This window comes from Rothia sp. LK2588, from assembly GCF_040946465.1.
Classification (GTDB): domain Bacteria; phylum Actinomycetota; class Actinomycetes; order Actinomycetales; family Micrococcaceae; genus Rothia.
Window position 1 is genome coordinate 107031 of the sequence record NZ_JAYWLS010000004.1, and the last position, 15843, is coordinate 122873.

Consider the following 15843-nt stretch of genomic DNA (forward strand, 5'->3'; position numbering starts at 1 on the left):
AGCATACGACAAAGGGAAGCACCGCGTGGGGTGCTTCCCTTTGCACTATGCGATTTGGTGCATACTCACACGATCAGGTGCGAGTGTGTTCTCAGGTTGAGAACGAATTATGCGCCTACGCGGAAGCGGACGAAGCCGGTAGCCTCAGCGCCGTTTTCCTTGAGGACCTGAGCCACAGACTTCGAGGAGTCCTTGGCGAAGTCCTGATCGAGCAGGGTGTTCTCCTTGTAGAAAGCCTTCAGCTTGCCTTCAACGATCTTGGGGATGATCTGCTCGGGCTTGCCCTCGGCAGCTGCGGTCTCCTCAGCAACGCGCTTCTCAGCGTCCACGTCTGCGGCCGGGATGCTCTCGGAGTTGAGGTACTTCGGGGACATCGCTGCGATGTGCACAGCTACGTCGTGAGCAACCTCGTTGGTGTTTGCACCGGAGACAGCCAGCAGCACGCCAACCTGTGCGGGCAGGTCCTTGGAGGTCTTGTGCAGGTAGAGCGATACGTTCTCACCCTCGATGCGGGCGATACGACGCACGACAACCTTCTCGCCCAGCAGTGCTGCGGCGTCGGTGGTCAGTTCCTCAACGGTCTTGCCGTCGATGGACGCTGCGTTGAGCTCCTCCACCGAGGTTGCGTTCGAAGCGATGGCAGCTTCGAGAACCTTGTTGCCGAAGTCGATGAAGGGGTCGGACTTTGCCACGAAGTCGGTCTCGGAGTTGACCTCGACCATGTAGCCGACGCCGTTCTCGGCGCGAGCGGCCACCAAGCCCTCAGCTGCCGCACGGCCTTCGCGCTTGGTGATGCCCTTCAGGCCCTTCACGCGAATGATTTCCTGTGCCTTCTGCTGGTCGCCGTTAGCCTCGTCCAGAGCCTTCTTGACGTCGAGCATGCCTGCGCCGGTCTTTTCGCGCAGTGCCTTGATGTCTGCTGCGGTGTAGTTCGCCATAGTGTGAACTCCTTGTTCGTCTTGACTACAACTCTAGGGTGCCGCTTAGAAGCGGCAGGTAGTGAAAAGACGGCACCCACGCTCGGTATTAGTGGGCGGGTGCCGTCTCTTCACAGCAAGATTATTCAGCCGATGCTTCAGCAGAAGCGGTCTCGGTCTGCTCTTCAGACTTCGACTCGTTCTTCGATGCCTCGTGCTGCTCGAGGAGCTCGCGCTCCCATTCAGCCATGGGCTCTTCGGTTGCGTTGCCCTTGCCGGACTTCTTGTTGTTGCGCTCCAGCAGGCCTTCAGCCACAGCATCTGCAATAACGCGGGTCAGCAGGTTGACGGAGCGGATAGCGTCGTCGTTGCCCGGGATGGGGAATGCGACCTCGTCGGGATCGCAGTTGGTGTCGAGGATAGCCACAACGGGAATGTTGAGCTTGTGTGCCTCGTCAACAGCCAGGTGTTCCTTCTTGGTGTCAACAACCCAGATCAGCGAGGGAGCCTTGGTGAGGTTGCGGATACCGCCGAGGGTCTTCTCGAGCTTCTCGTGCTCGCGACGCAGCAGCAGGAGTTCCTTCTTGGTGAACTGCGAGCCGGCGACGTCGTCGAAGTCGATCTGCTCAAGTTCCTTCATACGCTCAATACGCTTCGAAACGGTCTCGAAGTTGGTGAGCATACCACCGAGCCAGCGGTGGTTAACGTAGGGCATGTTCACGCGGGTAGCCTGTTCAGCAATGGCTTCCTGAGCCTGCTTCTTGGTACCGACGAAGAGAACGGTGCCGCCGTGTGCCACGGTGGACTTCACAGCTTCGTAAGCCTGGTCGATGAACGCCAGCGACTGCTGCAGGTCGATGATGTAGATGCCGTTGCGCTCGGTGAAAATGAAGCGCTTCATCTTGGGGTTCCAGCGGCGGGTCTGGTGTCCGAAGTGAACACCGGAATCGAGAAGCTGGCGCATAGTTACGACGGGCATGTCGTCTCCTTTTGAGGTTGCCGTGCCGACCCCTGATTCCAGGCTAGCCGAACACGCGCATTGTAGTTATCGGTTTACAAGTTGGAGCCTTGGTGCCTCATGGTGGGGGCACCGCTCCCCTGGTAGCGCTCAGAAAGCATGCTTTCTCAGGCCTCATGCCGGCGAGGACGCCGGACCGAAAGTCCCTTCGTCGCGGTCATCTTTCCCGGTGCTAAATAGAGCGGGATAAATAACGAGCGACTTTGCGCTACGCGTTGTCAGATCGGGTTCTCATGCAAAACGTGGGAAGACCGAGGGGATTCGTATGTATGCGTCTCCCCTTGTTCCTCAACTTCTCGCACCGAGAGCGCAAGCTGTTAAGGACAAACTGCAGTGTTCAACTATAGCGTAAATTGTCCCGGTTGTGGAGGTCGCGGCCACCACTTAAACCGGGCTAGACGGTGAGGGTACACGGCGTTAGATTCACCGCTTTTCATTAGTGTGACATCACTAACTTGTGGATAGGTGGTGAATTGGCGGAAATTGCCTAAAGATATCCACAATTTTAGGTAAACAACTCCGCTACGAAGGCCCCCGTGGTCTACTGCAAAGAAACCACCCGCTTAAGCAGAAAGGTTTCTCATGTTTCTCCGCATGCGTTGGGTACTGATCGCGATGGTGTTTGCCGCCACCGGCGTCCTGCCGAATGCCGGAGCGCCACCGAGTTTTGCCGCCGATCGATCCGGGTGGGTTCGCCCCATCGACGGGGAGCTCCACGTGCTCCGAGGATTCGATAAGCCGGCCCAGCGCTGGGACGAGGGCCACCGCGGAGTCGACCTGGCCGCGCCCACCCCGGAGGTTCGCTCCCCTGCCGCTGGAACGGTGGTGTTCGTGGGCAAGGTCGTCGACCGGACGGTGGTGACCGTCGAACACGGTGATGGCAAGAGATCTACCTTCGAGCCTGTGACGCCGCGGGTAATGCGCGGTGACAAGGTGTCGGCGGGGCAGATCATCGCCACCGTTGCAGAAAAGCCCCAGCACTGCCAGCAAAGCTGCGTGCACTGGGGCGTGTATGAGAACCGAGGTAAGGCGAAGACCTATCTCAATCCCCTCGCTCTCCTGGGAGCCGAGGGGCCGAGCATATTGTTACCGGTGGGGTCAGACTTCAGCGCCTGATTTGAAATGGTAGGGGGTGCGGGACTTGAACCCGCGACCAAGGGATTATGAGTCCCCTGCTCTAACCAGCTGAGCTAACCCCCCGCGTCCACCGCGCAATCGGCACCGGCAGACCCCTCAAGGTTACCGGAGACCGCCGCTGAACACGAAATTCCCTCCCGTGCCGTTACGAACGGTCCAACCCCGCCACGAAGCGGTCGTAGAGCTCGTTGGAGGTGTAGAGGGATTCGAAAGTTTCCCAGGTTTTCTGCGCGGCGTGTTTCTTCACCATCTCGTGGCTCACCGTGCCCATCCTGCGACGCTCGGCGGGCGAGAGCAGAAGCACCTGGGCAAGACGCTGCGCCAAGTCGCTCGAGTTACCCGGTTCGAAGAGAAAACCGTTTTCCCCCTCGCGTACCAGGTGCGGCAAGGCCAACGCGTTAGCCAGCACCAGCGGCTTCGAGGCGCTCATCGCCTCCAGCGTGACCAGCGATTGTAGCTCGGCGGTGCCGGGCTGACAGAAAACATCAGCGCGCAGGTATCCGGCACGGAGTTCTTCGTCGGAGACATACCCCAGGAACTTCACCCGGTCGTAGACCCCGCATTCGGTGGCTTTGGCCTGCAGTTTTTCGAGAATCTCCCCCGTGCCGGCGACCTCGAGGACCACCGTGTTCAGCTCCTGCGGCAACTTCGAGACGGCCTCGATCAACACATCGATGTTCTTCTCGATCGCCAGACGACCGGCGAAGAAGATCCGCAGGTGCTCGGGATCGGAGGGAATGCTCTCGTTAGCGTGCAATTCGTAGTCGGAAGACTGAATGCCGTTGGAAACAGGGATGACGGGCCGGCGGAAGTGCCCCGATTCCTTCATCGCCTTGGCTGCGATGGGAGTGGGAGTGGTGACCACGTCGGCGCGTTCTAAGATGCGACGCATATCCCCCCAGCTAAAGCGGGCGAACGCATCATTGAACCAGCGCGGGAAAGGCAAGAACGGGTCGAGGTTCTCGGGCATAAAGTGGTTGGTCGCTACGATGCGGATCCCCCGCCGCTTGGCTTGTAACACCAGCACACGGCCCACGATGTAGTGGCACTGCACGTGCACAACGTCCGGACGAACCCGGTCAAGTAGGCGCCCCACCTCGGCCCAGATGCCCCAGGGGGTGCAGATGCGAATGTAGGGGTGAGTGGGAGGCCGATAGGAGAACAGGCGATGTTCCACGATGCCGTCAACCACCCGGTCTTCGGTCTTTTTCTCATCGGGGTTAGCGGCAACCACGTGCACCTCATGCCCACGCTCGTGCATCGCCTGGGCTAAACGGTGACCGAATTGTGCCGCCCCGTTGATGTCGGGCGGATAAGTATCTGCGCCGATCAGGATCTTCAGGGGTGCGGTTGTGGTCATCAGTGGGCCCTTTTGCATACTCGAAGCGGATACGAGGCGATGATCAGAAACTGATTGTCCCACCACGGTGGGCGTTAAAAAGAATCTTTCTCACTTGAGCCTACCCGGCGCGCGGTGTGTTCATCAAACGCACCGTAGATAAACTGAGGCCCCGCAACCGAAAGGTTACGGGGCCTCAGGAGAAAATGTTTTTATCGGCGGATGAGCTTGCCGAGGAAAACGAAGAATGCGCTAACCGAAGCTGCCAAAGTGGCGAAGGATCCCCAGCGGGCCTTCAACAACTCGGGGTTGGTAGCGTTCTTGCCCAGCACACGACCGCGGTCGGCCAGGTGGTTGGGGGTGGCAGATGCGGAGGTCTTAGCCGCACCGACCAGACCGTTAGCATCGCGCTTAGCGGTGTTCGAGTAGGTGTCGATGTCGTCACGTAGCGACTTCAGGTGTTCGCGACGCTGCTCGGTGCGTAGCTTCAGGCGCTCCTCGCTGGTTGCGGCACCATCGTGCTCGTTTTCCTTCTCTTCGCGCTTAGCGGCTTCTTCCTTAGCCTTCTTCTGCTCAGCCTTCTTGGCTTCCTTCTCCTCCTGCTCGCGCTTGACGCGTGCGGCAGTCATGTCGGAGCCCTTCTTCAGAACACCGAGGTCGTAGAGGATACCGAAGATAGCAGACTCAGGCTTCAGCGGGAGCTGCTTCTTGATCATCTTCATAGCAACCAGACCGCAGATAGCGGCGAGGATGAGGAAGAGCAGTGCTACCAGCAGAGCTGCCAGCCATGCTTCCATGATCTTGCCGAGGCCGAGAATAGCCGCGGAGATCAGGGCGATCAGCATGCACAGAGCGAAGATCGCGGCAACAGCACCCACTGCGGCACCCTTACCCATCGACTTGCCCTTATCGACCATTTCCAGCTTTGCGAGCTGAACTTCGTCCTTGAGCTGCTTGGGGGTCAGGCGGGTGAGCACCTTAGCCGCGTCGGCGGTGTTGGTGACCGACGACTTCAGCCCCACGAATGCGGACTTGATGCCCGACGTGGGGGTACGGCGTTCATAGAACTCGTCAGCGCGAACGCTTTCGGGTCCGGGGTTAACGTGTTCGTTCATACCCTTTACTTCTCCAAAATTGAGTGTGCTTTTAGTTACCAAGTGTAACAGTAGAGGTTTTTACAAGGCCGACAATACCGCACGCGGCAAGTAAATTTTGTTCTATTTCGAAAAGTCTAGAGAAACAAAAAACCGGTTCCCGTAGGAACCGGTTTTACTGCTGCTCCCCCGACTGGACTCGAACCAGTAACCCTTCGATTAACAGTCGAATGCTCTGCCAATTGAGCTACGGGGGAATAATCCCGTTACAACGTTTTCTCCGTCGCAACGAGTAATTACTTTACACAGTCTCCTCGCAGCTCGCAAATCGGAATCCTATGACGTCACTCACAGGCTAGTTTTGGCCCTCCATGATGGAACGTCTACGGTGCTCCAGCTCGAGAAGTTGCTGTTGCACAGCATTGAAAGCATCAGGCTCAGCCTGAACATTAATACGCTGCAGCTGCATCAAGAGGTCAGACTTCTCCCGATCGATCTGCAACTGCAAGATGTGGTTGACGATTCCGTGAATATAGCGAGCCAACTCCGACTCCTTCGCCAAGACCGGAGCCACCGTCAGTTCGGCCAACAACCCGTGGGCCTGCTCATCGGTGTGGGATCGGATCGCGTTCACCCAGTTCACCCCCGGTTGCGGAACCATTTCGGCCGCCGCACCCACGATTCCCTCAGCAATGGCCTGATGCATGTCATACCGGAAGCGCGATTTTGCCAACTCTTGCCACTGCGGCACCGACAGAAAATGGGGGTGTTGCACGATGATCGTCAGCGCCTGATGTTCAGCCCGCGCCACCGGATCCCGCATGTCGGGGCGTTCGAAGCGCGGCTCGGGCGCCGGTAACGAAGACGCGGCGTCCTGAGCTGTCTCTTGCTCCCGGGCACGGTCGCGATACGAGGGTTGCGGGTTGCGCAGGGCGTAGTCGACCGCCGACTGCACCTCGGCGGTATCGATGCCCAGCCAGCCCGAGAGTTCTCGAACATAGGCGGGGCGCAGGGTGCGGTCCTTGATCCCGGCGACGATCGGGGCGGCCGCGCGCATCGCCCGTACGCGCCCTTCCAGCGTGTCGAGGTCGTAGTTGCGGATCGTGGCGTCCAACGCGAACTCAAAGAGAGGACGCTTGTGTTCGATCAGCGACCGCACGGCGGCATCACCGCGAGCCAGTCGAAGGTCGCAGGGATCCATGCCGTCTTTTGCGACGGCCACGAAGGTCTGCGCCACGAACTTTTGGTCTTCCTCAAAGGCGTGTAGTGCCGCTTTCTGCCCCGCGGCGTCCCCATCGAAGGTGAAGATGACCTCTCCCCCGGAACCGTCATCGGAGATCAAGCGGCGCACGATCTTGATGTGACCGGCCCCGAACGCGGTGCCGCACGTTGCCACGGCGGTATCGATGCCGGCCAGGTGCGCGGCCATGACGTCCGTGTACCCCTCGACCACCACGATCTGCTTCTTCTTGGCGATATTGCGCTTCGCGAGGTCCAGCCCGTAGAGCACCTGGGACTTCTTATACAGCTGTGTTTCGGGAGTATTGAGGTATTTCGGCCCCTGGTCGTCGTCGAAGAGTTTGCGCGCTCCGAAACCGATGGTCTCACCGGCGATGCCGCGGATGGGCCAGATAAGTCGGCCGCGGAACCGGTCGTAGAGGCCGCGGTTACCCCGCGAGAACATCCCGGTGGCCTCGAGCTCTTCTTCCGTGAAGCCCTGCGACCGCAGGTAGCGCAAGAGGTGATCCCAACCGCGCGGCGCGAACCCGACCCCAAATTGCCGAGTGGAGCGAGGGTCGAATCCGCGAGCGCCCAGGAATTTCTGGGCTTCCCGCGCGGCCGGGGTGTAGAGGTTGCGTTGGAAGAATTCGGCGGCAACCTTGTGGGCGTCGAGTAGGCGCTGGCGGCGTCCGATCTCTTCGCGGCTGACACCGCTACCGGCCTCGTAGTGCAACTCGTAGTTGATGCGGGCGGCGAGTTTCTCCACGGTCTCGGTGAAGGAGGTGTGGTCCATCGCCATGACGAAGGAAATGACGTCGCCCGATTCGCCGCACCCGAAGCAGTGGTAGGTGCCCATTTGGGGGCGCACGTGGAAGGACGGGGTGCGTTCGTCGTGGAAGGGGCACAGACCCTTGAACGAGCCGATGCCGGCGCCCTTGAGGGTTACGTATCCTTCGACGATTTCGCGGATGTCGGTGCGCGAGCGCACCTCATCGATGTCTTCGCGTTTGATGAGTCCAGCCACGCCCATTAGTTTAGCGAACGTTGTCTAGTCGGCTCCCCAGAGCGGCTTGTCCCCGAGCATCCAGTGGGTGCCGTTGATGCGGTTGTACAGAGCAACCGCCGAGCGGTCCGTCAGCGAGGCGACCTGGTCGATGACCAGGCGCAGGCGGGCCGCTTCGTCGTGCGGGCCCAGCTCTCGCATATCGGCGCGGAAGACCGGGTCGAGGTAGCCGGGGTTCTCCATGAGCGCCTCGACGAGCAGGTGCAGAATCTCGTGCTGGTTCTCGTAGTGCGGTTGCGCGTCGCGAACCGTCATCACGAACGCGGTGGCGATACCTTTCATCACGGCGATCTCGTGCTCGGTCTCTTCGGGTACGATCAGCTGCGCCGAGTATCGGGTGAGCGGACGGTCGTTGCCGTATTGCGCGCGGGTTGCCTCCATGGAGGTCGCGGCGAACCGGCCGATCAGTTTTGAGGTCAGCGCTTTGAACGCTGCCATGGACGCGCGGGTTCCGCTCATGTACGGCACCCACTCATCCAGGGCCTCCAGTCGGCTCAGCGCGGCGTCCACTTCGGAATCCTCCACGCCGGGTAGGTACCACTGGCGGGTCTTTTCGAAGACCTTGGCGCGTTCGGTCGCGTCGCGGAGCTGACCCAGTTGCACGTGGGTGCCGAAGACGGCATCTTCGACGTCGTGTACGGAGTACGAAATGTCGTCGGCCAGATCCATGACCTGAGCTTCCATGCACTTCTGGGTGGGCGCGGCCCCGGCGGCCTCGGCGTCGGCGCGGAACCAATCGAAGACGGGGCGGTCGTCCTCGTAGACGCCGAACTTGCGGTTGGGGCGCCCGTCGGGGCGGGCCGGAGCCACGGACGCCGTCCACGGGTACTTGCACGTGGCGTCCAGGGTGGCGCGGGTCAGGTTGAGACCGGCAGAGCCGCCGTCGTGGCGGATGAGCTTGGGCTCGAGACGGGTCAGCAGGCGCAGGGTCTGCGCGTTGCCCTCGAACCCGCCGATGTCACGGGCAAGCTCATTCAGTGCGGTCTCGCCGTTGTGGCCGAAGGGCGGGTGGCCGATGTCGTGGGAAAGGCAGGCGGTGTCGACCACATCGGGGTCGCAGCCGAGCATGTGCCCGACCTCGCGGCCGATCTGCGCGACCTCCAGCGAGTGGGTCAGGCGGGTGCGCACGAAGTCGTCGGTGTCTGGATCCATGACCTGAGTCTTGGCACCCAACCGACGTAGCGCAGATGAATGCAAGACACGGGCACGGTCGCGTTCGAACGCCGAACGGTAGATGTTGCGGTGGTGTTCGGGCACCCAGCGTTCGGCGTCACGGTTGCTGTACCCGGGGGTGCGGGCGACCTCGATGCCGTCGACCAAGCCGTCAGAAGATTCTCGATTAGCCACCGGAGACATCCAATTCAGCGTCGACCAGGCCCAGGCGTTCGGCGTCGCCCAACACGCGTGAGTTCAGCCAGCCGTCGGGCAGGTGCGGTTTCTTGGGGTTGCCGGCGCGGCCGCGCGGGCCCTCGACGGCCTCGCCGGGGTAGCCGATGGAGTGGTCCAGCTCGGAGAGGTATTCGCGGAAGGAGGCGAGGTCGGGAACCGTCGCCATCTTCTGGCGTAGCTGGCCGCCGACCGGGTAACCGTGGAAGTACCACGAGACGTGCTTGCGGATCTCGCGCAGGCCCTTACCCTCGTCGCCGAAAGTTTCGACGAGCAGTTCGGCGTGGCGGTAGATCATGTCGGCCACCTCGGAGACCCCGGGCTTGAAGCGCTTTTCGGAACCTTCGAAGGCCTCCTGCAGGTCGCCGAACAGCCAGGGGCGGCCCTGGCAACCGCGGCCCACCACGATGCCATCCACCCCGGTCTGCTCGACCATGGCGATTGCGTCTTCGGCGGAGAAAATATCACCGTTGCCCAGCACCGGAACGTCGGGGATGGCCTCGCGTAGATCGGCGATGGCCTTCCAGTCGGCTTTGCCGGAGTAGTGCTGTTCCATGGTGCGCCCGTGTAGGGCGATGGCGGCCACACCGGCGTCGCGGGCGATCTTGGCCGAGTCGAGGAAAGTCAGGTGGTCGTCGTCGATACCCTTGCGCATCTTGACGGTGACCGGAATGTCGTTGCGGGATGCCTCGCGCACGGCAGCCTGGACGATGGCGGTTAAGAGGTCGGTCTTCCACGGCAGGGCGGAGCCGCCGCCGAGCTTAGTGACTTTCGGGACGGGGCAACCGAAGTTGAGGTCGATGTGGTCGGCGCGGTCTTCTTCGACCACCATGCGCACGGCCTTGCCGACGTTCACGGCGTCCACGCCGTAAATCTGAATGGAACGGATGGCTTCGTCGTCATCGTGTTCGATGATGCGTAGCGACTCCGGGCGGCGCTCGACCAGTGAGCGCGCGGTGACCATTTCGGTGACGTAGAGCCCTCCCCCGTATTCGCGGCAGAGGCGGCGGAATGCTTTGTTGGTGACGCCGGCCATCGGCGCGAGCACGACGGGTACATCCACGGTGTGCTTGCCCAGCTGCAGCGGCGGCAGTTTGAGCTGCTTGGTCTTGGGGGGTTCAACGGTTTCAGTCACGGTGTAATTTTCGCATATTTGCCGAATACCCGCGGATTGGTTTACTCACACTCTCAATAAAGTGTGCGCCTGAAAATTTTTCTTGACATCCGCACATTTGTAAGAGAAAGTGTGTAATGTAAATAATTCTTGACTAAAACACAAGGAGGCACCGATGGACGACACCGACCCGCTACTACTTCGACTACGCTCGGCACAGCAAGATGTCGAACTCGCCACCCAGCATCTCGAGGACGCAGTGGGCGCCGCCCGCACAGCAGGTGCAACCTGGCAACAGATCGGCTCGGTTCTCGGCGTCAGCAAACAGGCTGCCTCCCAGAAATACCAGAATCAGGCAACCGCCACCCCGCAGGCCTTGGATCACATCCAACGGGAGCTCAATGCCAGGGCCGAGGAACTCTTCGCCGCGGTTTCCCGCTCCGATATCGAGGCGGCGCACGACCTCATGACGTACGCGACCGCGCGACTGCTCTCCAAACGGAAGATCCTCAAGACCTGGCAGGCGGTCACCGATGCAGTGGGTGAACATTTGAAGATTCAGCGCACCGTCATTGAGCAATCCGGCTCCCAGAACGTTCTGACCTATCGGCTCAAACACCAGCACGGCGAACCGGTCGGTCAAATCACATTCAATTCCCGCACCAAAATCACAGGATGGGTGATCTACCTTGACGACTCAGCAGAACTTCCCTGGTAACCACACCTCCGCCCCCTCCCCCTACATCGAGCCTCACCACGCCCGCAGCAAGTGGCTAACAGTGGCGCTCTGGGGTGTCTATGCCGCGCTAGCCTTCTTGACATGGGGGTGGTGGCACCAGTCATCGGAAGATCAGGAGCAGGCACGCCTGATCTTTACGGCCGTTTCAACGCTTTCTTTCGCGGTCGGCAACGTTTTTGCCCTGATAGACACGCGGAAAAACACGCCGTGGATCGCCTGGCGCCCTGCATACACGGCGGTAGGAATCGCGGCAGCCCTGTTCTTGGGTTGGCTCTTTAATTCCCTGGCCACCGGAGGGATCTTCGGCATCTGTGCCATCATTTTGATGCGGGCTTTGTACGGCCCATCTGAATCCAAGCGTCAACGCACAGCCAAAGACATCGGAGTCTAGACCATGGACGACCTGCGTCTCGAGAGAATCCTACGTGCCGTGGAGTGCGTTCCAGCCGGTCATCTGGCCACCTACGGTGACATCGGCAAGGTGTGCGGCGAGAGGCCGCGCGTGGTGGGCTGGGTGCTCTCCCAGTGGGGCGAGAACGTGAACTGGTGGCGCATCTGCAACGCCCGCGGGGAGATCCCCGGACACGCAGAAGCCGCCCGGGGCAAGTGGGCCGAAGAAAACATCGGCACCACCCCGGACGGCTCCCGCACCTTATTGGCGGATCATCGGGTCGATCTCACTCACCTGACCTCCGCGTGGGAGGCGGCGGTCGCAGAACTACCCGAAGACTCCACCGGCTAGGACTAACCGCTGACCGGTTACGGGGTCGGGCGTCCGCCGGTCAGGCCGAGGGTCTCGCCGGAGACGTACGAGGCCTCTTCCGAAGCCAAGTAAACGTAGGCGCCGGCGATCTCGGCGGGCTGGCCAGCACGGCCGAGCGGGGTGTCCTGACCGAAGGTCTGCAACTTTTCCTGCGGCTGACCGTAGCTGGGCTGCAGCGGGGTCCAGAACGGACCGGGTGCCACCGCGTTCACACGGATGCCGCGGGGTCCGAGCTGCTGAGCCAGGCCCTTGCTCATGGTGTTCATGGCAGCCTTGGTCACCGCGTAGTCGACCAGGGTCTCGCTGGGATCGTAGGCCTGGATCGACGAGGTGAAGATGATGGACGAGCCCGGCTTCAGGTGCGGAACCGCGGCGCGGGTCACGCGGTAAGAAGCGTAGACGTTAGCCTTCATGGTCGCGTCGAAGTCCTCGTCGGAGAGGTCTTCGATGGACTCGTGCCACACCTGCTTGGAGGCGTTGTTGATCACGATGTCGATACCGCCGAAAGCCTTAACGGTCTCTTCGACAATCTTCTCGCACTGCTCCTTCTCGCGCAGGTCGCCGGGCAATGCCAGGGCCTTGACGCCTTCCTTTTCGATGAATCCGATGATGCGCTGAGCGTCGGACTCTTCGGCGGGCAGGTAGGAGATCGCTACGTCTGCGCCTTCACGGGCGTAAGCGATCGCCACAGCCGCACCGAGGCCGGAGTCGCCACCGGTGATCAGTGCCTTGCGGCCCTTGAGGCGGCCGTGGCCCACGTAACTTTCTTCGCCCAGGTCGGCCAGGGGCTCGAGCTTCGAATCGAGACCGGGTTCGGGCTGGGTCTGCTTCGGAGGAGCAATCTTTTCGTACTTGGTCCGGGGATCGATGAGTTCAGACATGAAAACTCCTTCTGGATCTATAGGTTGAGTCTGTTAGTGGATACAAAGACTCCCCCACCCCGTGTGAGGAGTGAGGGAGTCTTTTCTTACGTCATGCTAGCTTGCGCTAACCGACGTAATGATTAGAGGCGACCCTTGCGGTCAGCGTCGTTGCGAGCGGTGGTGTCGTCACCCTCAACAACGATTTCTTCCTTGTGAACCTCACCGGAGACGCGCTCCTTGTCGGTGTGAACTTCCTTGGAGACGTTCACGCGCTCGGTTGCAACGGTGTCAACGGAGACGTTCGGACGCTCTTCGTAAGCGGTCACAGTGACGTCTTCGTTCTTCTCGTCGAAGTTGTGGTGGGTCGAACGAGCCTCAGCCGAGTTGGGGTCGATCTTCTCGCGCTCAACGTGGATCTCTTCACGGCGAACGGGAACCTCAACGGTCTCGGTGTCGGTGTGAACAACCTTGCGCAGGCGAACGCGACCGGTCTCACGAGCGGTTGCTGCGTTGTCAACGCGCAGGCGCTCTTCGTGAGCAACGACGTCGCCGTCGCGACCCTCGTGACCAGCATGTGCGTGGTGATCGCGGTCAGCATGCTCGTGGCGATCGCGATCCAGGTCTGCGCCTGCACCTGCAACACCTGCGGTACCTGCTGCGGTGCCGCGGTTGTTGTCGTAACCGGTGTGAGCGGTGTTGTTGTTCAGCGAGTAGTACTCGTAGAGGCGCTGCTCTTCCTCGGGGGAGAGTTCGCCGTCTTCAGCGATGTTCGGTGCGTCCTTGACGAATTCCTTGGTGTAAGGAACGGTGACGTCGTCGCCGTTGAACTTAGCGTCGTTCACGGGAACGAAGGATTCGTTGGTACCGAAGAGACCGGTGTTGACGGTCACGAAGGTGGGCTGAGCCGAATCAGCGTCAACGTATACAACGCCGACCTTACCGATCTTCTCACCATCGGTGCCGAAAACGGTGCTACGACGGAGCTGTTCAACAATGTTCTGAGTCATTATTTCGATCCTTATCTCTGTTAGCGGATTGATACTGAAACGGAGGCCGATCTACACGATCATGCCTGCGTTCTGACGCATCGACCACGACAATCATAAGCAGACATATTTTTTTGATGCAACCATCAAATCGCCATGAAACTGGGTGTCACCTGGGAGTGATCCCAACAACAGAGCTAGTAAGGTATGCCTGAAAAACCCCGGAATCCCTTGCAGAATCACGGTTGACCAAAGTTCAAATAACTTTCCAAATCAAATAATAAAAATTTGAAAATTATTTTCCTAGAATATTGCGCCGCAATCTCCGCACCCCCAACCATGCTTGTGGTAAGAGCTACTGATCGCTGACCATCACCTCGGCCCGATGAAGGATTTTGGCCGATCCCATCTTGACCAGCGGGTTCATCATCGTCTGCAGATCAGCCATGGACTCCTGTACCTCGATCGTGACCGGGTACTGAGCCACCAACAGAGACAACAGCTGCATGATGGCCTCGCGCGCACCGGCATAGTCGAAGTCGTACCCCAGCACCACTTCGGTGGCGTGATCCTCCGGCATCTCAAAGCCCGGAAGGTCGGCTTGCATCGGCCGGTAAGATACAGCGAAGGCCACAATCGGTGCCTTCTTTCCCGTTTTCTGAGCCTCTTGAATTCCATCCCGCAAGACCAAGGCACCGTAGGCCTCGGCCTCGTCCGACAAAAAGATACGGTTCACACGCCCGATCGACTGCTCCGCCGGCGGATCCCATTGATGCGATCGACGATAGAACTCCCAAAAAGCCTGCGTCAGCTCTACCGAACCGGTCGCGCTGTCTTCGACCGCCTGGGTGGGACGATCGTCCTCGTCCACGCGCAGAGGCACGGGCGGCACTCCGCCCGCCTCGACGCGGACGGTATCAATGTGCTGCACGGTCTCGAAACCCTGAGCGGACGCGAACTGGCGGCCACCGGAGTCAGAGATCACCTTGGCGCGCAGAGACGTCACGCCCGAGGGCGCCTCGCCGGCCGCCTCGCGCAGGCGACGCAGCAACTCCGAGCCCAGCCCCTGGCGACGGTGGTCTTCGGCGACCTCGACGTATACCCACAGATGATGATCGTGCAGAGAAGACTCGTACACCGTGCCGGCAGCCACCGGAATGCCCTGGTGCTCAGCCACCAGCGTCCGCGAAAATGGCTCCCCCTCGTTATCCGCCGTCAACAAACCCCGGAAGGCCTCTTGCTGGGGATCTTCAGCGTCTTTCCACAACTGAAGCAACTGAAGATCGTCGCCTTCTTGCCACGGGCGAAAAGTGTAATCCTGCACCGATAAAAACCTTTCTCAGCTCTAGTGTGTCTACACCTTATCCCATCCTCGCAACGGTCCCGCGGTGGGGTATCTCGGTCTAGAAAGACCATTCAAGCGAGGTTGTTCACCCAAAAGTCAATCGACACTCGGCAAGGCCCCCTTGTACGCTCACAGAGTCTGACTAGGCTTGATGTCTATGAGTACTCCCTCCCCATTCCTGCCCAAGCCCACTTTGACCAGCAGACTCATCGAACTCCGCCCCTTTGACGACGAGGCGATCACCGCCATATTGGAGATCCTCGCCGACCCCGTCGTCCTCATGAAAACCGGCTCCGTACACTCCGAAGGGGCCGCGCACGTGCCCCACTCCATAGAGACCTATCGGCGCTGGTACCACACCCGCAACGAACAACCCGATCGCCTCGATCTCGCGATTTGGGACAAGCAACGGCAAGAATACGTTGGCGAGGTCGTCTTCAACGAATACAACGGGCTCAACCGCTCGGTGAACTACCGCATCGCCATCGGCGAGCGCGGTCGCGGCCGCGGCTTGGGCACCGAAGCAACACAGCTGATGATCAACTACGGTTTTCAGGACCTCAATCTCAACCGAATCGAACTGGAAGTCTACGAATTCAACGAGCGGGCCCGCTACGTTTACACGTCGTGCGGTTTCGTCACCGAAGGACGCCGCCGGCAGGCTTTGTATTACAACGGCGAGTTCCACGACGCGCTGATTAAGTCGATTATCCGCAGCGAATGGGAAGAGAACCGTTCGCTGGCCGCCATGCACACGGCGAAGATCCCGAAGGTGACGTTGTAACCCATCACTCTCGGGTCTCGCCTGCGCATAAAGAAGCGGCGGTCTCCCCTGCCGGGGAGACCGCCGCTGAATTG

The 15843-nt window shown here is 60.3% G+C and carries 15 protein-coding genes and 2 tRNA genes; 5 read left to right on the top strand and 12 right to left on the bottom strand.

Annotation, left to right across the window (positions count from 1 at the left end):
- Positions 1–107: 107 nt before the first annotated feature.
- Together tsf and rpsB are read right to left on the bottom strand one after the other, a co-directional pair.
- Positions 108–938, bottom strand: a complete 831-nt coding sequence (tsf, locus tag VVR12_RS09155) for a translation elongation factor Ts (RefSeq protein ID WP_368550914.1) — start codon at positions 936–938, stop codon at positions 108–110.
- Positions 939–1059: 121 nt separating this feature from the next.
- Entirely contained in the window at positions 1060–1896 is an 837-nt protein-coding gene (gene rpsB / locus VVR12_RS09160; protein ID WP_368550915.1) for a 30S ribosomal protein S2, read from the bottom strand.
- 621 nt (positions 1897–2517) lie between these two features.
- Here rpsB and VVR12_RS09165 point away from each other — a divergent pair.
- Positions 2518–3051: a murein hydrolase activator EnvC gene (locus VVR12_RS09165; protein ID WP_368550917.1), complete on the top strand. Its 534-nt coding sequence runs from the start codon at positions 2518–2520 to the stop codon at positions 3049–3051.
- A 7-nt stretch (positions 3052–3058) separates the two neighbouring features.
- Here the strand turns inward: VVR12_RS09165 and VVR12_RS09170 are convergent.
- The 7 genes from VVR12_RS09170 to dusB form a co-directional block, all read right to left on the bottom strand.
- Positions 3059–3135 (bottom strand) — tRNA-Ile (locus VVR12_RS09170).
- 82 nt (positions 3136–3217) lie between these two features.
- A complete protein-coding gene (locus tag VVR12_RS09175) occupies positions 3218–4432 on the bottom strand; it encodes a glycosyltransferase (RefSeq protein ID WP_368550918.1) in 1215 nt (404 codons plus the stop codon).
- 191 nt (positions 4433–4623) lie between these two features.
- Positions 4624–5526 carry a phage holin family protein gene (locus VVR12_RS09180; protein ID WP_368550919.1) on the bottom strand — a complete coding sequence of 301 codons (903 nt, stop codon included), beginning with the start codon at positions 5524–5526 and terminating at the stop codon, positions 4624–4626.
- Positions 5527–5689: 163 nt separating this feature from the next.
- Positions 5690–5762 (bottom strand) — tRNA-Asn (locus VVR12_RS09185).
- 98 nt (positions 5763–5860) lie between these two features.
- On the bottom strand, positions 5861–7750 hold the full coding sequence (dnaG, locus tag VVR12_RS09190; RefSeq protein ID WP_368550920.1) for a DNA primase: 1890 nt from the start codon (positions 7748–7750) through the stop codon (positions 5861–5863).
- A 24-nt stretch (positions 7751–7774) separates the two neighbouring features.
- On the bottom strand, positions 7775–9145 hold the full coding sequence (locus VVR12_RS09195; RefSeq protein WP_409349896.1) for a deoxyguanosinetriphosphate triphosphohydrolase: 1371 nt from the start codon (positions 9143–9145) through the stop codon (positions 7775–7777).
- A complete protein-coding gene (gene dusB / locus VVR12_RS09200; RefSeq protein WP_409349897.1) occupies positions 9129–10310 on the bottom strand; it encodes a tRNA dihydrouridine synthase DusB in 1182 nt (393 codons plus the stop codon). The genes VVR12_RS09195 and dusB overlap by 17 nt, the downstream gene beginning before the upstream one ends.
- 154 nt (positions 10311–10464) lie before the next feature.
- On the opposite strand from dusB, the gene VVR12_RS09205 reads away from it, so the two are divergent.
- The 3 genes from VVR12_RS09205 to VVR12_RS09215 are packed head-to-tail and all read left to right on the top strand — an operon-like array spanning position 10465 to position 11770.
- Positions 10465–11007 (top strand): DUF3887 domain-containing protein, encoded by a 543-nt coding sequence (locus tag VVR12_RS09205; protein WP_368550924.1) that lies wholly within the window; start codon positions 10465–10467, stop codon positions 11005–11007.
- Entirely contained in the window at positions 10979–11419 is a 441-nt protein-coding gene (locus tag VVR12_RS09210) for a hypothetical protein (RefSeq protein WP_368550926.1), read from the top strand. Before VVR12_RS09205 ends, VVR12_RS09210 begins: the two co-directional genes overlap by 29 nt.
- A 3-nt stretch (positions 11420–11422) precedes the next feature.
- Positions 11423–11770 carry an MGMT family protein gene (locus VVR12_RS09215; RefSeq protein WP_368550928.1) on the top strand — a complete coding sequence of 116 codons (348 nt, stop codon included), beginning with the start codon at positions 11423–11425 and terminating at the stop codon, positions 11768–11770.
- A gap of 17 nt (positions 11771–11787) precedes the next feature.
- Here VVR12_RS09215 and VVR12_RS09220 read toward each other — a convergent pair whose 3' ends face one another.
- The 3 genes from VVR12_RS09220 to VVR12_RS09230 all read right to left on the bottom strand — a co-directional run bounded on the left by VVR12_RS09220 (position 11788) and on the right by VVR12_RS09230 (position 14964).
- Entirely contained in the window at positions 11788–12672 is an 885-nt protein-coding gene (locus tag VVR12_RS09220) for an SDR family oxidoreductase (RefSeq protein WP_368550929.1), read from the bottom strand.
- A gap of 122 nt (positions 12673–12794) precedes the next feature.
- Entirely contained in the window at positions 12795–13661 is an 867-nt protein-coding gene (locus VVR12_RS09225) for a DUF2382 domain-containing protein (protein ID WP_368550930.1), read from the bottom strand.
- A gap of 334 nt (positions 13662–13995) precedes the next feature.
- A complete protein-coding gene (locus VVR12_RS09230) occupies positions 13996–14964 on the bottom strand; it encodes a GNAT family N-acetyltransferase (RefSeq protein ID WP_368550932.1) in 969 nt (322 codons plus the stop codon).
- 178 nt (positions 14965–15142) lie between these two features.
- Between VVR12_RS09230 and VVR12_RS09235 the strand changes: the two genes are divergently transcribed.
- Complete coding sequence (locus VVR12_RS09235; protein WP_368550934.1) at positions 15143–15769, top strand: GNAT family N-acetyltransferase; 627 nt, start codon at positions 15143–15145, stop codon at positions 15767–15769.
- Positions 15770–15843: the final 74 nt, after the last annotated feature.